We start from the raw sequence: 24,257 nt of genomic DNA, 5'->3' as shown, positions 1-24,257 counted from the left end.
GTCACACCGTCCTAATTCTTGGGTTGATTAGCACGTAAAGCAAATCAACAATAATGTTTATAAAGATGAATGCGATTGCAACAACCAAAACAACGCCTTGCACAAGCATTGGCTGGTTGCCATTAATGCCGTCGAACATTGCGGTACCCATTCCTGGTAGTGCAAAAATCACCTCAATAACGATTGCGCCACCCATAAGGTAACCAATCTTCATACCAAGAGTTGTGATTGGTGTAATCAAAGCGTTGCGGAACACATTTCTAGCAACCACTACGCTCTTTGGAATACCTGCGCCAATTGCGGTTCGCACATAATCCTTATCCAATTCTTCTACCATCGAGGTTCGTATGATTCGCGTAAGCTGACCTGCTACTGGAAGGCCTAATGCGAAGCAAGGCATTGCCATTCTTGCAATGTACGCTTCTGGATCTTCAAAGAACGGCACAAAATCGCCAGATCCTGGGAGCCATGCGAGCTTGATTTGCAAGACGTAAATCAAAAGAACGCCAAGCCAGAAGGATGGAGTTGCGATTGCAATAATCGAAAGTACGCGAACCGTTTGGTCAACCCAAGTATCGCGGTAAAGCGCTGCAAAAACGCCAAAGATTACTGCAAAGACTATTGCGATTAACAAGCCAATGAAGGTTAGTTGCAAGGTGATTGGGAAGGCGTCCGCCACTCGCTGAGCTACGGAATCCTTGTTTACACCGTAAACACCCATGTTTCCTTGGAAGAGTCCAACTATGTAGGACCCAAACTGCTCCCACCATGGCCTGTCGTAGCCCATTTCGTGGCGGAAGGCTGCCAGAGCTGCTGGAGACGAGTTTTCGCCTAATGCTGCAACTGCTGGATCGTATTTAGAAAATGACATAAGGAAGAATACGAGGAACGTAACACCGAATGCCATGAACGGCAGGGCGATCAGTCGCCTACCTAAAAGTCTAAGAAAATTACTCATAAGACATCCACACATCCATTGAAGAAAATTATTATTTTTGCATAACAAAACCGGCCCATCTGCACAAAGGCGAGAAAGGTAAACAGTTGGGCCGGTTTTGCGGTTAGAGGTTAGGGAAAATGAAGTTTGTTACTTTGACTTGCACCTACTTTGTTAGCTTTGCTTTTACAAGGTTGATGCCAGTGGAGCCGATTGCATTCCACTCAGCCAATGCGCCCTTCTTTACAGCGGTCGTAGTCTTGCGGTGGAAGAGTGGGTACAGAGGCACTTCGTCGCTAATCAAATCGAAGCACTGGTTCCAATACTTCTGACGCTCAGCTGGCTTGCTGGCAGCCAAAGCCTTGTCCATAAGCTCGTGGAGCTTTGTGTATCCTTCGGAGTTCTTCCAGAAGGAGCGCTGACGGGTCCAAGCGTTGTCGCCGTACCACCAGCTCATAAGCAAGTCTGGGTCGTTGCCGAATACGGATGGATCGCCTGGAGCAAGAACCATGGAGTAGTTTGCATCGTCGCGGTCGGTAATCTGTGGGTAGAGTGCGGAAGACTTCATAGACTTGATCTCTACATCCATACCAATCTCTGCAAGATCGTTCTTGATTTGTGGAGCAAGCTGAGTAATCCAAGTGTGGTCCGTTGTGTAAAGAGTGAACTTTAGTGGGCCATTTACGCCAGCTTCCTTAAGCAAGCTCTTTGCCTTAGCAATGTTCTTGGTGTAAACGTTCTTTGCCTTGTGGTAATTTGCGTAGTTCTTTGGCAAGAAGCTTGTTGCTGCCTCGCCCTGGCCGCTCATTTGGTTGGTAATCAGCTTGTTTACGTCAATCGCGTAGAGAACTGCTTGGCGAACTCGCTTGTCGTCGAATGGCTTCTGCTTTGTGTTGAACATAACAAATGGAAGAGTAAAGCCCTGTGCGGTCTTAAGCTCGGAACCAGACGCCTTCAAAGTGTTGAATGCCTGTGCTGGAACCATTTCCATTACGTCGGTCTTGCCACCCTGCATTGCGGTTACGCGAGCAGTATCGTCAACGGTTACATTCCAAACCATCTTCTTGGTCTGTGCCTTGTACTTGCCATTGTAAAGATCGTTGCGCTCAAACTTTACCTGGTTATCTGTAATCGAAACATACTTCCATGGGCCAGAGCCGATTGGCATGTTCTTAAGATCTGCATCAGACTTTGCAGTTGGAACAATCTGAATCAAAGCAAGGCGCTGCTTGAACAGTGGGAACGCCTTCTTTAGCTTAAAGATTACGTGACGATTGTCTTTTGCTTCTACAGAATCAATAAAGTCGAGCATAGAGATGTAAAGGCTGCCCTTTGCAGTTGTGCGCTTAAAGGAAGACACTACATCGCCTGCGGTTACTTCCGTTCCGTCCGAGAACTTAGCAGCATCGCGAATTGTTACTTCGTATTCGGTATCGGAAATCTTCTTTGGCTCACCCTTTGCAAGAGCGTTGAAAACCTTAAAGTTGCTGTAATCAAGAGCGTAAAGTGGCTCTGTAACGTGCCAGTTTGCTGCCATTGGCAACGCGCCAGAGGTTGTAGATGGCGCAAAGTCGCGGCTTGCGTATGCAACCTGTGCAGTAATTGTGTCTTTAACAGCAGTCTTTGCTTTTGCTGCCTTGTGGGTTTTTGCTCCACCGCAGCCAGAAAGCATCATTAATGCGGCCACACCAGCGGCGATTGCCACGGTTAGCTTCGAGTTAATTCGTGCCATATTTTCTCCTCACCATTGAGTTTGGGTTTTTTGCATTTCGTCTTCGAATGCGAAAACATTTTAAATTATAGCGCGTGCGTTATTTTCACGTTACTTCAAACATAAGAGGTCTGATGTCTGATGTCAAGTTATGCGTGTGTCGAATTTGTGAAAATTTTGATTATTTTTTAAATCACGAAAAATTAGAACAAAATCGCACATAATCGACACACATATAACCACTATTTTTCTTTATTTGTTACTTACGCGCGCTCGGCGAATCCGCGGCTGCTTGCGACTTTTCCTTAGCGCCCCCAGCCGCATCCGCCTACCTGCTCGCCGCCTACAACTTTGCTGCAAACCAGCGCGTAATCGACGTTGGGTGCGTAATCGCCGTTCCAACAACAGCAGCCCAAGCGCCCATTTGCATAACCTTGTGCAACTGATCTGGAGTGTGAATACGCCCTTCGCAAATAATTGGATAATCTGGGAAAGCTTGCAAAATCTGACCTAAAAGCTCAAAATCTGGGCCGTCCGTTTTTGGCCTTCCAGGAGAAGTGCCAGCCAAAGTGGTAGATATAATATCCGTTCCACAATCCGCCGCGCGCTTGGCATCATCGAAGTTGCCGCAATCGGCCATAACAACTATGCCTTCGTCGTGCAGCGCGCGAACAGTTTGCTCGTAAGTCAATCCATCTGGGCGTGGCCTATCCGTAGCATCAATCGCAATAATATCTGCCCCAGCAGCAGCACAACAGCGCGCATGACGCAAAGTCGGAGTTATATAGACGCCTTCGTGACCGTCTTTCCAAATGCCGATTACAGGAACATCAACTTGCCCTTTAATCGCAGAAATATCCGACAGCCCCTGGCATCTAATGCCAACAGCTCCGCCTTCTACGGCCGCCATTGCCATTTGTGCCATTGTTTCTGGGTGCCTAAGCGGCTCCCCTGGGTACGCCTGGCAGCTAACCACTAGGCCGCCCTTGATTTTTTCAATCACAGGATTCATATAGATTCCTCCTTTTTTCAAATATGACTAAACTAAACAAAATTAAACACAATCAAACGCTAGCGCGATTAAACGCGACCTATCGCAATCAAACGCAACTAAACGCGATTTGAGTGAACAGCCCAAGCCGCACCAATAAGCGGAGCCGCCCCACCAAGCTTGCCCTTAACAATCGGCGTACTTTTAATCAACGTTAAAGCAGAATCTTCAAATCCGCTTCGCATAGCGTTCCACCAAATATCGCCAGCTTCTACAACAGACCCAGAAAGCACAATCACATCTGGATCTATAAGATTCGCCATTCCTGCAACGCACTGCCCCAAGGCCTTGCCGCTTCTAGCAAGCGTTTCTTTAGCGTGCGCATCCTGACCAGAATTTGCGCGCACACAAACCTCGTAGCCGTTTTTTGCAAGCTCGGTGCCTTGCGGAAGATTGCTGTTGTAAAGAGTGGCAAGCCCAGTTCCCGAAGCCACTGGCTCAATATGACCAGCATGCGCTCCGCAAGAGCAGTCAAAGCCAACTCCCAAATCACTAACAACGTGGCCAGCGTGTCCTGCAACTCCGTGCGCGCCCGTAAACAGCTTGCCGTTTACAATAATCGCGCCGCCAATTCCAGTGCCTATGCCAACAGAAAACACAATCGATTTTCCGCGGCCTGCTCCGTAAATCGCTTCTCCAAGGCCGTGGCCACCAACATCGCCAATCATATAAACTGGCAAGTCAGTTACGCGCTTAAACGCGTCGTAAATTCGCTGACCTCGCCAACCTGGCAGAATGTCTGTAGCTGCTACAATTTCGCCAGTTTTGCTATTTGGCACTCCTGCAGCTGCTATTCCAATTCCGCTAATGGTTTTGCCACTTTTCGCCGCATCTTCCAATATTTGCTTTGCGCGTGCCACTAAGCGATTCTTTATGTCTTCTCCGCCTTTTGCAGCTTCTGTTGGCATAGAGCCATAGTCTTCCACTGTTGGAAAAGCGCAATCTTCGCCTTCTTTACCAAAGCTAGACCCTGAAGATTCTAAAGACTCTGGCAAAGTCACCAATCCGTACGCGATTTTTGTTCCGCCTATATCAAAAGCAAGATACGTAGAGCGAGAATCTTTTATTTCGTCCATAACTAATTTCCGTTTTCTTTCTTGCGTTTGCGACTTTATTTTTACTATTTACTCGACTTTACCTATTCACTCACCCTGCGCAGAAACCACAGCATCGTGAATGCGCGCCAAATATCCCAAGCGCTCCTCCACGCTCGCATCTTGCGGAACGCACACTTTTGCGCCCAAATAGTCGATTGCATAATCGTCTTTTAGCGCTTCGTGAGTGGTTTCTTGAATTTCTTTAGACGTCATTAACGAAGTCGGCTCATCTGGGTTCATTGGCAAGTGGCCATCAATCCACTCGTATCCGTATTGCGTTGCATCTGGGCCAGCTCCCGAGAACATTAATCCTTGCAGAACTCCCGCCTGCCTTGCCGCGCGCACGTGTTCCACTGCCGCTTGAGCATTTCGCTCTTCTACAACGCTTCTACCCCAGTTGATTGTGATTCCAATTCCCGCTTCTTTTGCAATTTGAATCTCTTCTTCTAGAGGCAGGAATCCTTTTTCTGGATTTTGGCTTTCAATATATCTATCGCAATGCTCAATCACCAACTTTGCTCCGCACCAATCAAGCTGAGCGAGTTCTTCTAACGACTTTTTCATTGCATCCGCTTGCGCTAAACGAGTTGGAGCCGTGTGTATTTCTACATGAGATATATCGCAGCTATCTCTAATGTCTACAACGTTTGCGATTGCTTCGCGAATATCCTTAAAGAATGCGAGCGCGCGATGCCTGCCTTCTTCACTTGGGCTTGCAAGTCCAAATTCTGGATCTGGGTCAAAGTTTATGTGACGCATTGTTCCAGGAATTGCCGTAATCGTGTTTGCATGCCAATGCGATGGTATTGCGCTTGCTAGCCACGCGCGATTTTTTGGATCTGCCAAATCTCCTGGGTATGGAATCTCCGTTCCGCCAATCCAGCTTTGCTTGCCCAGCAAATCGTAGTATTTTTCTTGATCTTCGCGAGTTTTTGGCAACGATGCGTATGCGCCTACAACAAACTTAGCTTTCAGCATGATATCCTCCTTGAAATCGTAGCTGATTTGTATTCTGATTTGTCTTTCGACTTATCTTTCGATTTGTCTTTTGATTCGTAGATTACACCAATATCACTACAATTCGTCAGACGTCTGATAAATCTTTGTACTTGCGACTAAATTGTTTGCAAACTAAAGCAGCTTTTGTAAAAAACATTAAATTTGATAAAATTACAAGGTTGAGTAAAATCGATTGAATTGCTCTCAATAAGACTTTCCAAATCGTCAAAATAAAACTATATAAAGTAAGGATTGTGGTATGAGAAAGGTAAGTACTATTCGCACAATTAGTGGAATTGTATTAACTTTTGGATTGGTTTTTTCGTCACTGCTTGGAATTCCAGTATTAACATCAACAGCAATTGCAAGTGAGACATTGCCATCTACCACACCTCTTACCGCACAAACCGCTCACGACATTTCAACTGGCAGAATTCGCCTAGAAAATGGCCAAATTGACCAATTGTTGTATGGAAAGCCAGCTCTAGATCCAAATGAAGACAGCGATGGCGATGACCTTAAGAACAGCGAAGAGCTTTACACGTACACAAAAGATGGACGAACCTACTACGGATACAAGTCACATCCTTTGATTAAAGACACCGATGGCGACGGATTAAACGACAAAGACGATAAAAATCCTCGCAGGTGGGATATTAGCCCCCGCGACATGGCTCTGTTTATGGAACTTGTGTATAGGGATGATAATTACGTAAATAAAGTACTTGACGACAAGCATGAGCTTACAGATATTTACAAAGATCGCAACGAATATAAGCTTATGCATAACGAACTTGCGCCATATTGGAAAGTAAAGAAAACATACCACGAGTCCGATGGCTTTGATGCTGTTCTTTTTGAAAATGTTAATCCTGAATACCCATTTATTGAGCAAAACGGCGTGCAAGTTCTTGGAATCCGCGGAACTCAAGGCTCAAAAGACGCAGGAATGGATTTCAAGCTATTCTTTGGCGGAGAAATTAGCCAAGCAACAACTACAGAAAAACTTATGGATGAATTAAACAGTGAACATTTAGTAAGCAATCTGTACGTTACTGGCCATTCTTTAGGCGGATATTTAACAGAACGTGCGCTTGTTTATGCTAAGCGGAAAAATTACGATTGGTTTACTAAAGCTTATACATTTAATGCTCCAAAAATTAAGGGAAGCATTTTTAGGCCATCAATGAAGCAACGAGCCGAAGAACTAAACGAACTTACTAAAAAAGGTTACGCTGAGCATTATGCCACAAAGAAAGATACGCTTATAAGCTTTATTGGTCATGTTGATGGTGCAAAAATTATAGACACTGGAAACAATGGTCACAGCTCGCGCAACTTCCTAGATAAAAAGATGGACAATCAGCCAGGATTTACCGTTGGAAACAGAAAACAGATTGATGGCACTGGAACAGTAAACCCAGGCGTTACAAAAGTTAAAGAAACTCCAAAACCTGCAGAAGTAAAGCCTTACGAAGAAACTTACAAGCCAGAAGTTAAAGAAATTCTTCTTGCAAATGGCGAGCCTTTACCAAGCGATTTTAAGGATGCTTTAGCAAACGCTAAGGATCTTCCTCAAGGAGCAACTTTTGAAGATGTTACAAATCGCGATTTAATTAACATCTCTAAAGCTGGAGACTATACAGGCAAGCTTAAGATAAAAATAAATGGCACTAAAACGATTGAAAAAGGATTTACTATACGCGTAGTAAATATGCCAGAAGTCACCGTTAAAAGCGATACCAACCTTCGTTTTGAGCTAAATTCTACATTCCCTAACGATTTTGACGCTAAGAAATATCTTGATGGCGTACCTAGTAACGCTAAAGTTTCTTTGCTCAATACGCCAAATATGAACACTAAGGGCGCACAAGACATTACCGTAAAAGTAAGCTTTGTTAACGGCACTAAGCGAACGGTAAAGATTCCCGTAAAAATCTATGAAGCAACACCGTGGGCGGAGCTAACTCCAGCAAAGAAATCAACACCGTGGGCGGAGCTAACTCCAGCAAAGAAATCAACACCGTGGGCGGAGCTAACGCCAGCAAAAGAAGTAACTCCAGGTAAAACTATTACACCAATACCAAACGTTACAGCAGTAGAAGGTAAGAAAGTAGAAGTCAAAAAAGATACTACGATTAATGCAGATTTCGACTTTAAGCCATATTTGCAAGGTTTACCGAAAAATAGCACCGTTAAAATTATTGCGCAGCCAAACACTACAAAAATTGGCGATACTACACTTGTTGTAGAAGTGAAATTTGCAAGTGGAGCAAAGCGGAAAGTAACTCTTAAAGCTCACGTTGTAAAAATAATTCCTGCAACGCCACTAACACCAGCAAGAAAAGCAACACCGTGGGCGGAGCTAACGCCAGCAAAAGAAGTAATCCCATGGATCAACCTAACTCCAGCAACGCCAGTAACACCAACACCAGCACCACAACCAGAGCCTAATATTCCTACACCACCTCAGCCTCAACCTCAGCCTCAACCTCAGCCTCAACCACAGCCTCAACCTCAGCCTCAACCTCAACCACAACCACATCCACAACCACATCCACAACCAGAGCACCCACAGACTCCAGTTCCACCTACACCGCAACCAAATCCAGAGCCTGCAAACCCTACAAACAATACAACACCGCAGACTCATCAGACTCATCAGACTCATCAAACTCATCAGCCAACCCCAAATGCAGAATCTCATAAGCCGCCTAGCGAGACTAATAGTCCACAAGCTCCTAATGCTAACAATAACTCACCAAGCAAAAGCTTTGTGGAAATTAACAACAATACAGAATCGCTCACAAATCAGAAGCAGGCACCAGAATCAACAGAAGTGCCAGAAGCACCAAAGAGCATTGCTGATTTGCTGCCAGAATTAACCAACACTCTAACTGTTGGAAACAATAACATTGCTTATGCAGGAAAGAACAATCAGATTACTGTTTCTCTAAACACAACAGCAGAATTCATGCGTAAATTGCAACTAAACAAAGCAGTAAAAGCATACGCATACATTTATTCAAGCCCTAAGCTTCTTTATAGCGTAAATGGAACAAAGCATGTAACAGTTCGCATCAACAAACAGGGCAAAGCAATATTTGATGCGATTATTCCACAAGAATATAGCGGCAATCACACTATTGTTCTTATCGACGAAAATGGCAAGCAAGTTGCATGGACTAATGTGTTAGTAAAGAAAAACGAATCTTTGCAAAATAATTCTTCAAGTGAAGTTGTTTCATCGCAAACACATAGCGCTAGTGTAAACAACAAGCTTCCTAATACTGGAATACAAGTGATTCCAGCTGTTTTTAGCACTGCATTAATGCTGTTTGTTTGCACAATCATTACAGCTGCAAGAAAATCACATCTAACTAAATAGCTAATGTAAAAAACTAGATACTAAATACTATATAGCCCACCAGCTTGCAAACAACCAAGATGGTGGGCTATATGCTAAAAAGTGCGCAAATCAGCTCATAGCCCTTATAGCAGTAAGACTCATAGCATATCAAATATGATTATTCTTCATTCGTAGAATAACTCTAAAACAAAAATATACAAATACTTAGCGCATTGAACAACAAAACACGTAAAAGAAAAAGGCTTGTTAGAAACCTAACAAGCCTTTAAAACTAAAGAACAGAATCCCGTCCCTAGCGGAAAACCATCTCTAGCAACAAGCATTAAGCACCCGCAAGCAGAATAAAGAACCTACACGGTAAGAAAAGGAAATTTCGGCAAACCGAGCAAACTCTAAACCCCGCGTGCAAGCTGCAGCACAAAACACGCGCCGCCGCCTAACGCAAGCCTATTTCAAGCGCGCACCAGCGAACACCAGTGCGCGCGCAGTGCTTAGTGACGAGCCTTGCGAACAGCAGCACCCATGCCAGCAAGCATGGTGGCAGCCAAAGCGGTCAAAGTTACGCCAACACCAGTAGTAGCGTGGGCGTTACCGCGCTTGTCCTTGCCATTCTTGTTCTCAACCTCAGTCTTAGCGCCAGCAGCGGCAGAGCCATTAGCAGCGCCAGCCTTACCAGCGGCAGCGCCGTTAGCACCAGCCTGAGCACCATTCTTACCAGCTGGAGCAACACCATTGGAGGTGCTTGGAAGATCAAGGAAGTCATTATCCAATGGATCTGCAGCAGTAGAAACAACTGGAAGCTTGGTTGGATCTACATCAAGAGACACAGCATGATCGTAAGCAGCGTGATACTCTTTTACAGCATCCTTCCAAAGAGACTTTGCATCCGTAGCCTTCTGCTTAGCTTCCTTATACTCTCCCTCAGCCTTAGTCTGCTTGGTTTCAGCAGCAGTAAGCTTGGCCTTAGCGCGATCAAGAACATCATTAAGATGGTCTTCACGCTTAGAATCAGTTTCACCGCTCATCATAAAGTCATTCAAAGCATCCTCAGCAGCCTTAACAGCTTCCTTGCAGGCAGAAACCTTTTCCTTAGCTGCATTGTAAGCAGACTTCTTCTTGAGATACTCAGCATAAGTCTTCTGCTTCTTCTCAATCTTAGTCTGAAGATCAGCTGCAGCGGTACGAACACGGGCGATAGCAGCATCCTTCTGATCATCCTCAGATGGAGTTGTAGGATCATCTACAGCTTCAGCTTGTTCACGAAGAGCCTTGTTGTAAGCAGCATCAAGCTTCTGAACCTCTTCAGCCTTCTTAGTGTAATCAACATGAGCATTGTACTCATTAATATACTTACGTACTAGCTTAGCTTGTTCCTCTTTAAGAGCACCAATCTTAGCCTCAACTGGCTCAAACTTACCATCTTTAGTAGTATAGCAATCAGTTAAAGTTACACCAGCAATAGTTGGTGCCTTTGCCTCTTCTTTACCTGCTTCTAAAGCCTTAAGCTCGCCCTGAGCCTTATCCAAGTTGTCCTTAGCAGTCTTAACATCCTTAGCAGCCTGAGACTTAGTAATCTTAGGAGCGGTTGGAGTCTCAGCAAAAGCTGGGGTTGCCATTGCGAAGCCAGCAAGCAAAGTTGCGCCAGCAGCGAAAGCGGCGATAGCCTTCTTATTCATCATTTTATTTCCTTTCTTCTTCTCCTATGCGTTAGGGGCGCATAGAAAAATTTGCTCCACAATCCAAAAGCGGACTGTGGCACACGGCCAAACTAGGTGCGGCCATGTTTGCTATTAACATACCCCCCCCCGTTTGAAAAAGTCAAGCCCCAGCCACACATGCTAAACCGAAAAAAAATGATGTTATACACAAACTAATCCACAATAAAGGCCACATTACCGTAAAATTTGTGGATAAACAACACTTAAACCGTAAAAATACGTATTTCAAGGTTTTTGAAGAATTTTCTCAGGTTTTTTTAAGGAAAGACTTTTCGCGCGTGTCGCGCCGCTTGATTCCGCACTTTGTAGCTGATTTAAGTGCGTAGAGAAACAAACTCGGGAAAACTTTCCGCTTTTTGTAGTTATAATCAGCGTGTTGAGCAACAAAAAGCGGAACCAATTGACGCATTTTGTACCAAATTTGACCCAAAACACGTACAAAAAGCGGAATAGAAGATCATGTCGCTCGCGCGTTACAGCGCGCTTATAAGAACTTGTATACACAAAAAACGTATTTTTTGTACATCCAATGTACAATTTTTTATACATCCAATGTACAAAAACTACGATTTATACATCTTTTGTCTAAATATCACACACACTTCAGACTGAAATCAAGGGCCCGAAGCCCCAAAAGTGTGTAAAAAAATCATGTCTAGCGTATTGCAATACAAGCGTTTTGCCACAATCGAATCTGGGCTATTCTTTACTTGCAAAATCATTCTAAACAAAGATATCCCAATATTTAACACAGATTCACGTTACTAGTTTTATCAATCACTATTGTTCCGATAAATTAAATATGTTATTCCGCTACTGTTTATGTTATTCCGATAAAACGTTAAAATATAATAAAATGCAACAATGATTAAGGGTATTTTATGTACATAACAGTAAAGCAAGCTGCTGAAAAATGGGGCATATCAGATAGACGAGTAAGAATTCTATGCTCCGAAGGGAAAATTCCAGGAGTATATCGAGAAGGAAGATCCTGGAAAATACCGCATGACGCAGCAAAGCCAACCGACGGAAGATATAAAATTAGCAAATCGCTAATTCCAATCATAAAAACTAAATTAGAAACCCTTAAAACAAGAAGACCCCTAACTGAAGGAGAATTAGAAAGACTTAATGAAGAATTTCTAATAGAATATACATATAACTCAAACGCAATTGAAGGAAACACTTTAACACTGCGCGAAACAGACATGGTTCTTAGAGGGCTTACTGTTGATCAAAAATCATTAAAAGAGCACCTAGAAGTTATTGGACACAAAGAAGCCTTTGATTACGTAAAACATCTTGTTAGCAAAAATAAGCAAATAAATGAAAAAGTTATAAAAGACATACACTATTTAGTTTTAGCCAATAAGAAAGAAGATAGAGGCGTTTATAGAAGAGTTCCCGTTCGAATTATGGGATCTACACATGAGCCACCACAACCATATTTAATCGCTTCAAAAATGGAAGAATTATTGAAAAAATACAAAAATAGCGATGAAGATATTGTTACTAAACTTGCTCGTTTTCATATAGAATTCGAAAGCATTCATCCTTTTATTGATGGAAATGGAAGAACAGGAAGACTGCTGGTCAATTTGGAATTGATGAAAGCAGGTTACCCACCAATAGATATAAAATTTACTGATCGCTTGAAATATTATGAAGCTTTTGATGAGTATCACTCAAAACATAACGTGTCTGCCATGGCAAACTTGTTTGCAAGATATTTAAATCAAAGACTTGATTTGTATTTGTCTATTTTAGAGTAATGATTATTTTTAATTAAAGCTACGCGCAATTGGCTTTACTGTTATTCTCTCAGATAGTTGACTGAACTATTAACAGCACTGTGGTCGAATCTCCGACTTGGCCACAGATTCTAATTGGCCTATAATCCAAATGCATTCCCACAGCAAACTTATAAGAACTTGTATACACAAAAAACGTATTTTTTGTACATTCAATGTACAATTTTTTATACATCCAATGTACAAAAACTACGATTTATACATCTTTTGTCTAAATATAACACACAGAATTCAGACTGAAATCAATAAATCACAATCAAACCAAACACAACATATAACAAACATAGCCTTCTGAATTTTAATTAATCTCAGAAGGCTATTATTTTTAATAAACTGTTTAATCTAGTTATGCTACATAGCTATCTTTTTTACTCTTAAAGATGGTTATAGCTGCAATGCTCACAACAAGAACAGCAAGAACAATCAATGGCGCTGTGAAGTAATTTGTGTAGAATTCACGCACATCAACATCTACGGAATTGATAGTCGCAGCATAAGTTGCCCAAGACAATACACCTAATACAACATCAACAATCGCATATACACATGCGTTTTTATACAACTCTTTAACTGACTTGCTGCTTTTAACCCAAAGCATTACAGACAAAACCAAGCCTATTAACATTGATGCAACAGCAACAAGTGCAAACAACATATCTAACATAAAAACCTCCTGCCCAATTAAATCCTCTACCATAGCGGATTTAATACGATTTTAATTTAACTAAGATTTTCGTGTCAATATTAAAAAAAAAATTATAGAATTTTGCACATTATTTTCACATTTAGCGTACTTCTAAGACATAAGAACAAGCCACAAACGTTGATATATCAACGTTTTCTACATGGAGCGGACAACGGGAATCGAACCCGCCTCTGAAGCTTGGGAAGCTTCCATTCTACCGATGAACTATGTCCGCATGCTCGGTTACTCCGCGATTAATCCTTACCGATAATCTGCCTACAAACAAGCAAATAAGCGCTCAAGAATCAATCTAAAAAGCAAACCATCTAAGAATATCACGCTCCGCTAACTGCTACAACTCCGCCAGAAACACCTTTGCCGTATTCAACATTGTATTTAGCGCCATTATTAAAACGAAACACGCTATCGCCATCATGCTCAATATGATCGATTTCTCCACGTGCATCTTCTTGCACAAGACTTTCCATCTTACTAGACATAAGCATTAAAGAGTCAACTCGCTTGTTAACATCTGGCTGCCTAGAAAACAGCTTTAAAAGCTTGGAATCGTAGTTTGCAAACGGATTTACAATCATCAGTGAAGCAATAGCTTGCACTCCCGAATGCAAATCCATCTTATGCATCTTAACTCCGTAGGAAATTTTGTTTAGAGCAGATGCCAAAGCCGCAGGGTCGCCAGTAAGCATACTTGCACTTCGATCTGCATCCAGCTCGCGCGCTCTAGAAATCGCAAGCTTAACAAATAGAGAACCGAGCGGCACAAAAATGGCACTTAAAACCTTGCCAATAACTTTTAGTACAGGGCAACGCCTTTTAGCAGATTTTGCACACTCACTTCCCGAATACATAAGCACATACCCAAAATACGTAATAACTGTTGCGATTGCAGATGCAACCGTTGAATTCAAAATATCGTGATTATAAACATGAACAAGCTCGTGGCTTACAACGCCACGCAACTCGCGCTCGTTTAGAATATTCAAAAGACCACGAGTGCAGCAAATTGTTGCGTGACGCTCGCTTCTACCAATTGCAAAAATATTCGGACTGTCTGTTGGAGCAACATAAATGCGCGGCATAGGCTTTTCGATTTGCGCAGAAATCTCGCGAACAATGCCGTATAAAACAGGTTCTTCGTTCTCGCTAATTTCGCTAGCACGCATAATGCGAGTGGCAACTTTTCCAGAAAGCCAATAAGCACATAAGCTTAAAATTATTGCAATAATTGCAAACCAAACCAGCATCGACAAACGCAATCCAGCAACAATCCACAGCAAAGCAGCAAATAGCCATATTAGCGAAAACAACACTACTGTTTTCAAATTGTTGCAATAGCGCATACCCATGTTGCCAAACATGCTTTTGATTTTAATAATCGCAACTGTAATTTTGCTGAATGAAAACTGTGTATTTAATGTTTATGATTTAACACACTTAAAACAGGTGAATAAATGTTGAAAAGTGGCCACTTTCTGCGCAATTTGGCTACAGTTAATGGCCACTAATCAATGTTTACCAATCAATGCGTACACTCAATATAAACTATTGTTTAATTTCCGCTATATCCATAAGCATTTGTTTAGATACGACTTTTTTGCGAGCGCGATTTTCCGCTAATCCAGATTCCACCTCGAAAGCATCAATCCTCTTCCACCCTTCAAAATCAACCACTTTGACTCCTCTAGATTCAAGAAGATTTTCAATAGACTTAGGGTCTCTATCTGTTGCCAATCTTCCAGGAAGTGCAGGAATCTCAGGAAGCGCGCTTTCACATTCTTCGGTCGAACTTTTTGCTAAGTCTTCCAGCATATTTTCAACGACTTGCAAAGCATCCGACTTTGTAGAACCAATCAACCCGACTGGCCCTCGCTTAGCCCAACCAGTTGCATACAATCGTGGGCAAACAACCCCATTTTGCGCAGAAGTTAAAATCCTGCCATCGTTGTTTGCAAGAAGTGCGCGAGAAGAATCGTAAGCAACTCCACTAACTTGCGCAGGCTTATATCCAATCGCATGGTAAACTGCCTGAACTGGATATTCTTCAAACTCGCCAGTGCAAGTCATTTTGCCATCCGCGCTTGTAGCCGTGCGCTCTACACGAATCGCAACAACCTGCCCATTTTCTCCCAGAATCTCAACTGGATTTGCGTTAAAGTGAATAACGTAGCGCTTATTTGCAGGATTGCCTTCAAAGTCAACGTTTCCGCCGTCTTGCATATCTTCACTCAAATCGCGTATAGCAAAAAGCTCTTCTACCATTTGGCGAGTCAATTTGTCTTTTCCAGCAACATCAATTGTTTCGTCGTCCAGGTCAAAATCGCTTTCGTTTACAACTATTTGCACACCAGAAAGCTTTTCCATCTCGCGCAATTCTTGCACAGAGAATTTAGCTTGTGCAACGCCTCGTCGAATAAACAAGTGAAGTGTTTTAGCCTGATTTTTAAGCAAACCATTGTAAACATCGTCGGAAATATCCGTGTGCTCTCTAAGATAATCCGCATCTCGCAAAAGCTCGCGCGCAACATCCATAGCAACATTTCCGCCGCCGATAACAGCCACTTCGCTTGCATCAAGCGGCCACGTACGCTCGCTGGTAGGATATCCGTCGTACCATTCCACAAACTTTGCAGCGCCATAAACGCCATTTAACGATGCTCCCGGAATACTAATCAGCTTATCTTCTACAGCGCCCGTAGCAAAAAGAATTGCGTCATAGCGCGGCAACAAATCTTCTAGTGTAATATCTTTGCCAAATTCAACATTCGCATACAAGTGAATATTTGGATTATCAAGCGTTTTAGCCAAAGCATCTGCAATGAATTTTATACTCGGATGGTCTGGAGCAACGCCATATCGAACAAGCCCAAATGGCACTGGCAACTTTTCAAATAAATCGATTCTAGCTGCCGTACCCAAGCCCATTTCGTCGCCTAGTTTTTTAAGCTGACGAAGGAAAATATCTGACGAGTAGATTCCAGCAGGCCCCGCGCCAATAACTGCGATTCGCAATTCGCGCGAATCCGCATCATAATTCATTTCCATAAATTTTCCCATGTTGTTATTCAAATTTTATTATTCAACTTTTGTTATGTTAAAACATTACATTTTGCGTGTTTCGAGCATTCTTAAGCCTATTCTTTTTGAAGATTTAAATAAAATCGCTGGCTTTTATGCTCCACTACTTAGACTAGCGCCTTGGTTCATTCAAGAAAAGAGCAAAGTGAATATTGTCACTTACGCACGCTTGCCTTTCAACGCTGTTAGCGCCCACAAAATAGACACAACATCAATCATCTCTTGCATCATAGCTCCAAAAACGGCAGGAATCAGCCCAAAAGCAGCCGCAATCATGCTTATAACAGCCAAACCAATTCCCAACATAACAGCCTGAACCATAACTCGCTTCGTGTGTTTTGCAACGCTTACAGCGTTTGCTACAGCATAAATGTTGTTGTTCATAATCACAACTTGCGCGCACTCCGAAGCTGCTGTATCCGTGCCATCTATTAAAGCCACGCCAATGTTTGCTGCAGCCAAAACTGGGGCATCGTTTACGCCATCTCCAACCATCATCGTTACGCGCTTATCTTTTTTCTTATGCATAAATCTGCTAAATATGCCAAAACTTTCAAATCTGCCGCAATCTTCTTCGCTTTTATAACCACTATAGTGCTGTTTTATGCAATCAAGCTTGTCTTGTGGTAGCAAATTAGCCTTTACTCGCTCAATACCAACGCTTTTTGCTATTGTTTGAGCAGCCTGCAAGCCGTCTCCCGTGAGCATGCTTATTGAACGAACACCAAGCTCCTTTAGCTTTTGGATCGTTGATTTTGCATTTTCTCGAGGCACGTCTTTTAGAACAATTCGCCCAACAAGTTTGCCATCAAAAGAAACGTATGTTGCCATTTCGTCGGCAGAAAGCTCTTCAAAATTGCTTTCTATTTTTGATATATTTTTTATATTTTTTGCATCTTCTGCATTTTCTATATTTTCTACATTTGCGCGTGTGTCTTTATCTTCGGTTGCTTGCGACTTTTCCTCGAGGCAGCCAGCTGGCGCATTCAAAACGTAGCTTTTTCGCCCAACTCTAACGTTTACGCCATCCACACTTGCACATATACCCTGCCCAGCAGTTTCTTTAACACCGCTTATAACTGGATATTCGCGAACGCTTGGAAGTTGCGGAACAGCGGATGGATGCGTGTTTTGCCAAAGATCTGCTCCAGCTTTTGCAATTCCTCCTGCAAGAATGTGCTGCGAGTATGTTTCCAAAACGCCTGCAAACATTAGTATTCTATTTTGCAACTCGCTATTTTCTTGATTTTCCTGATTTTCGCTATCTTGATGATTCGCTAAATCCACTCTAACAACTTGAGGCTGCTTAACAGTAAGCGTTCCTGTTTTGTCGAAGAAAACATCACTTACACAACTTAATTGCTCTAAAACATCCTGACTTTTTACAACAATCCCAAGCTTTGCAAGTCTTCCTGTTCCTGCCATAAATGCCACTGGCACGGCGATTAATAGCGGGCAAGGCGTAGCTAGCACCAACACTTGCGCAAATCTTAAATCCTGACCAGATGCAGCCCAAGCGCTAAATGCAATCACAAAAGAAATCACTGTAAAAGGAACGGAAAGCATATCCGCAAATCGAACTACAGCAGCCTTAGAAGATCTTGCAGATTCAACCAACTTCATGATTTTTTGATATTGCGAATTTTGAGATAACTTAGTTACGCGCATAATCAACACAACGCCGCCATTTACGCATCCAGACAACACTTGCGCGCCAGCAAACACTTCGCGCGGAAGCGACTCGCCATTTATTGCGCTTGTGTCTAGAACAGCAGAACCGCTTAAAAGCTCACCGTCTACAGGAACTGTTTCTCCTGGAAGAACAACTATTACATTGCCTATTTTTAGATCTTCAACTGGAACTGTTTTGTATCTTTGCAATTGGCTAGAAGACTTTACATCTTGCAATATTGGGCATTCTTTAGAGTTATTGTTACATTTTTTACACGATTCACAACTAGTAAAATCTTTATGTTCTTGCAATGCCTCTAGCGAAGATTCATCGCTGACTTTTCTAAAATGACTATGATCAAGCAGAGCACATTGCTCACAAGATTCACCGCACACTATTCCAGGAAGCGTCATTAAATGCGCGGTTTGAGGAGACGCATTTACTAAAAGAGATAGATTTTTCTGCGCTGCATCTTGCGCAAAGTCTTCTATTGCACCGCCTGTAAACACCATTACAACAATCAAATAACTTGCCCAAAATTCGCCTATACAAAGCGTTGCAAGCAATGCAACAAACGCAAGCAAGTCAATTCCAAGTGTGCCATGCGCCAAATCATCAATCATACTTAAAAGCGACTTAACACATGTGTATAAAACTAAACAAGTTATTATACTTTGCCCGATTGTAAGGCTTATTTGTGCATTAAAATCAAAATTTATCAATGAAAATAGTTGATTTAACGTCTTGCTTATAGCTTTGCAAAAATCGAGTATAAAAGTTAGATTGCTAGAATAAAACGCCGCAATAAACGGGAACAAAACTAAAACGATTACTAATTGAGGAGCACGACGGCAATACGCTAAAAGTTTACGCATACACTTTCCTTACGCTGATCAGGCTAACTGCGCTAAACGCTGCTAACACACGATTTCACGCCTTGTTAACCCATTGAGCAGCTATTTATAACAGCAAACTCAATACACGGCGTAAAGATACTTATGTTTATTTGTTAATGAATATATTAACAACAACCATTGATGAGAAGCGTTCTAATATAACAAGACGCGCGCAAACACAAGGAACGCACACAAAACACAATACGGACCCAATGAATAAAAAAGGGCTTCTAGCGATTTGCTAGAAACCCTATTTGTGGAGCTAAGGAGACTCGAACTCCTGACCCTCTGCTTGCAAAGCAGATGCGCTACCAGCTGCGCCATAGCCCCATTCGAAAGAATGATGTTCATTCTATCGTGGGCCCGGGAGGACTTGAACCTCCGACCTCATCCTTATCAGGGATGCGCTCTAACCACCTGAGCTACGGGCCCAACTTGTATGTTGAAAACATACAAGTAGTTAGATTAGCACAGACACAGAAAATGTCAAATAGCAAATCTAAGCGTGTCGCAAAATTATTCTACAAAATTATTCTAAATGGCTACGCATAAACCACTGGAACTTTTCAAGCTGCTGAACATGGTCTTGAATAATGTTTGAGCTAACAATATCAAGATTATCAAGCTGCGCAATGGCATTCCTATCGTCCGCAATCATATCGTTGTAATACTCAATTAACGCTTGCAAATATTCTTTAGTGGATTTTCTGCCGCTAAGAGAAAAACGCTTCCACGTGCGAGATGAAACAATATCGTCCGCGCGACCCAATGGCGAGCCTCCAAGCGTTGCAATTCGCTCAGCTGTTTCATCTGCTTGAGCCAAAACTTCTGCAACTTGAGGGTCAAGCATTTCGTGAACTGCAATAAAGTCTGAGCCCGTAACATTCCAATGCGCATGCTTTAAGACTAAAGCAGCTTCCTGCTCGTGGCTTAAGCGATTTTGCAAAACCGCAATAGCTTTCTCGCTAGAAACTTCGTCTAAACCTGGCACAATATGCATTAAAGCCATAGTATCCTCCATTTTTGCTATTTTTTATTAATTTTTATTATTGATTTTGTTCAAATCTTTATTTTGCTCTGTTTTTCTAACTTCAATCGTAGCAATTCTACGACCATCCACTTCTGCAACAGTCATATCGTAGCCGTCTGCATCGTGCAAAACAGCGCCAACCTTGCCCATGGAGCCTGTACGAGCCAAAAAATACCCTGCAACCGTTTCGTAAGGGCCATCTTCCAATTCGATTCCAGTAACATCTGCAAAGTCTTCAATCGTCATTCCGCCGTCAACAGTAGCCACTCCGTTTACAAACGCCGTAGACTTACTATCGCGGGTTAAATCAGACTCATCTGGCAAGTCGTACTCGTCTCGAATATCTCCAACCAGCTCCTCGGTCATGTCTTCAAGAGTTACAATACCATCAGTTCCACCATATTCGTCAATAACAACCGCAAGATGAACCCCTCGCTTTCTAAGAAGCTCAAGGCTTGGAAGCAACTTAGACGTTCCAGGAAGACTTATTCCCTCTCTAGTTACGTCTGCTACAGTTTTTGCATTTGGATCTTTAACATCCAGCAAATCTCGAACGTGAACAAATCCAATAACATCATCAAAATCCTTGCCTGTTACTGGGTACCTAGAATACGGAAGCTCGCGAATCTTTGCAGCAGCATCTTCTAAGCTTAGTGAGCCATCCAAAAACTCAACGTCCGCACGAGGACGCATGACTTCTGCAACAATCGTCTCTGAAGCGTCAAAAACATCGTCTAAAATAGTGCGCTCATCTTGGCTAAGTTTTTTATTGGAATTAACCAAAACGCGCAACTCTTCGTCGGAAACTTCACTTTCTTTTTCGTTTGGATCAAACCCAAGCAAGCGCACAAAACCGTTGGTATTCTTAGCAATCAACCATATTAAAGGCTTGCATATTTTAGAAAACACATCTACTGCAGGAACAACAGCCCTTGCGATTTGCTCCGATCGCTGCATTGCAATTCTTTTTGGAACAAGCTCAGAAATTACGATTGAAAAATAAGATATTATAAGCGTTAAAACAATAGTCGTAAGCGGGCCTGCTACATGTTTTGAAACACCCCAAGACTCCACTAATGGCACAACATGAGGCGCTATTGCAGATTCGCCAAAAGATGCCGAAAGAAAACCAGAAAGCGTAACTCCGATTTGAAGAGTGGAAAGAAAAGTGTTTGGATCGCGGGCGATTTTTGCTACGCGCGCCCCTCTCGCATCCTGCGATTTCATGCGATCCAGCTGCGACGATCGCAAGTTAACAAGCGCAAGTTCGGTTGCTGCAAATATGGAACCAAACAAAAGGAACACAACAATGAGTGCAATGTTAAAACCCAACGACATACTTGCTATCTTAGTTGAATTTAACGCATATAAAAAGTGCATATAAAAGCAATATTGATAATGTTGATAATATGCGGATAATAAACAAATACGCGCAATCAAGTTCTGTAGAAATACCCCGAAGGCGCTTTATTCAAAACGCTAGCGGATTCAACTTTAAGAACAATTCCATCTTGCGAGTAACCTTTTAGCCCAACTTTTCCAAGAGCTATTTTGGCTTTAACAACAACCCATTGATGCTGCGAAAACTGCAAATTTTGGGGCATTTGCGCAACAAAACCAAATGGGCTCATATCTAAAATGCAACAAGACATAAACTGCCTAGATATGCGAACCTGATCTTTAGAAAGCGTAGATTCTTTGCTTACAAACCCTTTTACAACAATCGTATAATCTTTGTATTTATCAAAATTATGGTCAATTTCGTTGTACCAATTGCCAAAATCATCGTCTGAAACAACAATTTTTTTATTAACTACATCTAATCCGCTTAAATTTTTTTTATTATTTTTACGATTAGACGCGATTGCTATTGCACGACCAGATGCATATTCGTCAAAACCTGCAGACTTTAAAGAACCGCCACCCAGTGCAGATTGAGACATTTGCAATGGGATTAAAATAATAAGCATTGGCGCTACGATTGAAACCATTATTTTTTTGCAATCTTTAACATGCGCAGAAAAAATTCCAAAAAGTGAGCAAATTCCTAAAACAAAAAGCAAAATTGCAGCAAAAATAAGATAAGCAAAGGCACGCGGAGTAGTTAAAATTGCGTAAGATCCGCTTAGCGCACTGTGCATTAAAGTTGCAGAAAAGCAAAATAAGCACAACGCTTGAACAATACTTGCAAATGTTATTTTTTTAGACAATTTTGCAGAATTTGCAGAATTTATATCACTCACAGCACTACTCACAGCATCACTCACAGCATTACTCCCCACGCAAAATGAACAATAAGCGCAGCAAACAAGCAGAACACAACAATCGTTGCAATTAAGCGCAAAACAAAGCCAGTTTTGCAATCTTCAACAAGCATAAGCGTGTTTTTTATGTCTAGCATTGGCCCAAAAAGTAGAAAAACAATTACCGAACTCATTGGAAGAGAAGAAGCCAAAGAGCGAGCGATTACAGCGTCGGAACTGGAGCAAAGTGAACTTGCGTACGCTATTAGCATCATTGCTGGAATCGCAACAAAAACAGTTGTTGTATTAACTTTTGACGCAGGATCTGCACCAAGCCAAACTCGAATAATCGAAGCTACTATTGTTCCAAACAAAATTATTGGCATTAGTCGCATAAAATCTGAGTAAATGTGATGTGCGTAAGTTTTCAAACTATTTTTAATATCAGACTTAAAGCTGGAAGAATTTTTATACGAAGAATTGCCACTTTGCAACTTATTAAAATCTGCGCACGCTGCACAATCAACACAATCCGCGCGAACTTTTTCCAATACATTCTGCCTTAAAACTTGCGACTTTACGGGAAAAATCACAAAACTAACACCCACTAAAAGAGCAACACCAACACCCAAAGCCACTCGAGTTACAGCAACTGCTGGAACGTCTGCAAAAGCATACCAAGTGGCCCAAATAGAAACAGGATTTACCACTGGCACAGCGCACAAAAACGTTACAGCACAAGGCAAAGGCAGCTTTCTAGCAACAAGACGAGAAAAAGTTGGAACAACAACACAATCGCAAACAGGAACGCACACACCTGCAAGAATCGCAGCCAAAAAGCCGTTTGCAATAGACTTTGGAGCGTGTTTTTCAATAAAATCTTCCGTAACCCATGTTTCTACAGCAGAAGAAACAAGAACACCAATTAACGTAAAGGGAACGGCTTGCAAAAGTAGCCCCGAAACACCTCTAATAACAGTGTTTACAGGCAGCCACGGGTTGCGTGCTTGCAATGCTGGAAACATTGCAATAATCAAAGAAATAAAAGGAATACCTATAATCAAATATAGATAGTTTGCAGAATTTGCTTGTTTTGCTTTACTTGCTTTTTCTACTTGGATAGTTGTTTTTGCTTCGGTTTCTGTTTTTAGCATGACAACACTTCCACCAAGCCGTCACTCATTCGATACCTTGCTCCAACAAGCATCAAAGCGTCTTTGAAAACAGCTTCGCGAATTATTTGTGATTTTTCGCAAATTTCAGCCAAAATATTAGACACGTGAATACGTTCAATATCATCTGTATCTAAATTTTCCTCAACACCTGCGAGCGCAGCAGGCCCTAAAGAACGCAGCAATATTGACTCGCTCGACTCAATTATTTCGCTTGTTTTATCTTCGCCGCATTCAGAAACCAGCTTTTGCACGTTCGGCAAAACAGCCTGTACAGCGCCGCAATGCTCATGCCCAAGCACAACCAACACTTTTACTCCCAAATCACTTACAGCGTATTCTAGCGAAGCTATTACGGCATCATCCAACACTTCTCCAGCTGTGCGAACAGAAAAAATATCGCCCAAACCAGCATCGAATATAAATTCTGGAGCAACTCGCGAATCTGCGCACGAAAGCACAACAGCTCCAGGATGCTGACCGTCAATAAGTTTCATGCGCGATTCTGAATTTACGCCTGCATGCTCTGAATTGCCGTCTGCAAATTTGCGATTCCCTGCAAGCATTGCGTTTAATACCGATGTAGCTAAAACTGAATCTTCATTAGCAAAATCTTCGCTGACTTCTTCTTGCATTATTACCTCCTACACTGGCATTGGCAATATTTTCAGTTGCTTAAAGTTTAAAATTTTTGACTTAAAATATATTGTATCTTTCGTAGTAAATAAGAATTTTGTTTAAGAATATAAGCCTATTATCAAAAAAGCTC

The 24,257-nt window shown here is 42.1% G+C and carries 17 protein-coding genes and 3 tRNA genes; 2 read left to right on the top strand and 18 right to left on the bottom strand.

The window, feature by feature from the left end; genetic code table 11:
- Position 1 precedes the first annotated feature (1 nt).
- The 5 genes from HXT36_RS05430 to HXT36_RS05410 all read right to left on the bottom strand — a co-directional run bounded on the left by HXT36_RS05430 (position 2) and on the right by HXT36_RS05410 (position 5,774).
- Positions 2–907, bottom strand: coding sequence for an ABC transporter permease (locus HXT36_RS05430; RefSeq protein ID WP_004131261.1), 906 nt, complete (start codon positions 905–907; stop codon positions 2–4).
- Between the two features lie 196 nt (positions 908–1,103).
- Positions 1,104–2,669: an ABC transporter substrate-binding protein gene (locus HXT36_RS05425; protein WP_119529057.1), complete on the bottom strand. Its 1,566-nt coding sequence runs from the start codon at positions 2,667–2,669 to the stop codon at positions 1,104–1,106.
- Positions 2,670–2,991: 322 nt separating this feature from the next.
- Positions 2,992–3,660, bottom strand: coding sequence for an N-acetylmannosamine-6-phosphate 2-epimerase (locus HXT36_RS05420; protein WP_004131256.1), 669 nt, complete (start codon positions 3,658–3,660; stop codon positions 2,992–2,994).
- A gap of 98 nt (positions 3,661–3,758) precedes the next feature.
- Positions 3,759–4,775, bottom strand: coding sequence for an ROK family protein (locus HXT36_RS05415; protein WP_421778713.1), 1,017 nt, complete (start codon positions 4,773–4,775; stop codon positions 3,759–3,761).
- A 66-nt stretch (positions 4,776–4,841) separates the two neighbouring features.
- Positions 4,842–5,774, bottom strand: a complete 933-nt coding sequence (locus HXT36_RS05410) for a DUF4862 family protein (RefSeq protein WP_421778712.1) — start codon at positions 5,772–5,774, stop codon at positions 4,842–4,844.
- Between the two features lie 280 nt (positions 5,775–6,054).
- On the opposite strand from HXT36_RS05410, the gene HXT36_RS05405 reads away from it, so the two are divergent.
- Complete coding sequence (locus HXT36_RS05405; protein WP_421778711.1) at positions 6,055–9,183, top strand: Rib/alpha-like domain-containing protein; 3,129 nt, start codon at positions 6,055–6,057, stop codon at positions 9,181–9,183.
- A 473-nt stretch (positions 9,184–9,656) separates the two neighbouring features.
- Here HXT36_RS05405 and HXT36_RS05400 read toward each other — a convergent pair whose 3' ends face one another.
- The gene (locus HXT36_RS05400) at positions 9,657–10,844 is read right to left on the bottom strand and encodes a hypothetical protein (protein WP_421778710.1); all 1,188 of its coding nucleotides are present in this window, start codon (positions 10,842–10,844) and stop codon (positions 9,657–9,659) included.
- Positions 10,845–11,764: 920 nt separating this feature from the next.
- Between HXT36_RS05400 and HXT36_RS05395 the strand changes: the two genes are divergently transcribed.
- Complete coding sequence (locus tag HXT36_RS05395) at positions 11,765–12,655, top strand: Fic family protein (protein ID WP_421778709.1); 891 nt, start codon at positions 11,765–11,767, stop codon at positions 12,653–12,655.
- A gap of 385 nt (positions 12,656–13,040) precedes the next feature.
- Here HXT36_RS05395 and HXT36_RS05390 read toward each other — a convergent pair whose 3' ends face one another.
- From HXT36_RS05390 to HXT36_RS05335, 12 genes are all read right to left on the bottom strand, one after another.
- Complete coding sequence (locus HXT36_RS05390; RefSeq protein ID WP_421778708.1) at positions 13,041–13,358, bottom strand: peptidase A8; 318 nt, start codon at positions 13,356–13,358, stop codon at positions 13,041–13,043.
- 182 nt (positions 13,359–13,540) lie between these two features.
- Positions 13,541–13,614, bottom strand: a tRNA-Gly gene (locus HXT36_RS05385).
- Between the two features lie 100 nt (positions 13,615–13,714).
- Positions 13,715–14,758, bottom strand: a complete 1,044-nt coding sequence (locus tag HXT36_RS05380; protein ID WP_421778707.1) for a M48 family metalloprotease — start codon at positions 14,756–14,758, stop codon at positions 13,715–13,717.
- Positions 14,759–14,942: 184 nt separating this feature from the next.
- Positions 14,943–16,442: an FAD-dependent oxidoreductase gene (locus HXT36_RS05375; RefSeq protein WP_421778706.1), complete on the bottom strand. Its 1,500-nt coding sequence runs from the start codon at positions 16,440–16,442 to the stop codon at positions 14,943–14,945.
- 192 nt (positions 16,443–16,634) lie between these two features.
- On the bottom strand, positions 16,635–19,022 hold the full coding sequence (locus HXT36_RS05370; protein WP_421778705.1) for a heavy metal translocating P-type ATPase: 2,388 nt from the start codon (positions 19,020–19,022) through the stop codon (positions 16,635–16,637).
- Positions 19,023–19,300: 278 nt separating this feature from the next.
- Positions 19,301–19,373 (bottom strand) — tRNA-Ala (locus HXT36_RS05365).
- 28 nt (positions 19,374–19,401) lie between these two features.
- Positions 19,402–19,475 (bottom strand) — tRNA-Ile (locus HXT36_RS05360).
- A gap of 97 nt (positions 19,476–19,572) precedes the next feature.
- Positions 19,573–20,052, bottom strand: a complete 480-nt coding sequence (locus HXT36_RS05355; RefSeq protein ID WP_032815613.1) for a Dps family protein — start codon at positions 20,050–20,052, stop codon at positions 19,573–19,575.
- 27 nt (positions 20,053–20,079) lie between these two features.
- Positions 20,080–21,411, bottom strand: coding sequence for a hemolysin family protein (locus HXT36_RS05350; protein WP_421778704.1), 1,332 nt, complete (start codon positions 21,409–21,411; stop codon positions 20,080–20,082).
- A gap of 98 nt (positions 21,412–21,509) precedes the next feature.
- Entirely contained in the window at positions 21,510–22,328 is an 819-nt protein-coding gene (locus HXT36_RS05345; RefSeq protein ID WP_421779245.1) for a TIGR03943 family putative permease subunit, read from the bottom strand.
- An 8-nt stretch (positions 22,329–22,336) separates the two neighbouring features.
- Positions 22,337–23,470 (bottom strand): permease, encoded by a 1,134-nt coding sequence (locus tag HXT36_RS05340; protein WP_421778703.1) that lies wholly within the window; start codon positions 23,468–23,470, stop codon positions 22,337–22,339.
- The gene (locus HXT36_RS05335) at positions 23,464–24,123 is read right to left on the bottom strand and encodes a carbonic anhydrase (RefSeq protein ID WP_421778702.1); all 660 of its coding nucleotides are present in this window, start codon (positions 24,121–24,123) and stop codon (positions 23,464–23,466) included. Before HXT36_RS05335 ends, HXT36_RS05340 begins: the two co-directional genes overlap by 7 nt.
- Positions 24,124–24,257: the final 134 nt, after the last annotated feature.

The organism is Gardnerella sp. DNF01144, from assembly GCF_049244245.1.
Lineage (GTDB): Bacteria > Actinomycetota > Actinomycetes > Actinomycetales > Bifidobacteriaceae > Bifidobacterium > Bifidobacterium piotii.
This window is presented reverse-complemented; position numbering and strand designations above follow the sequence as displayed.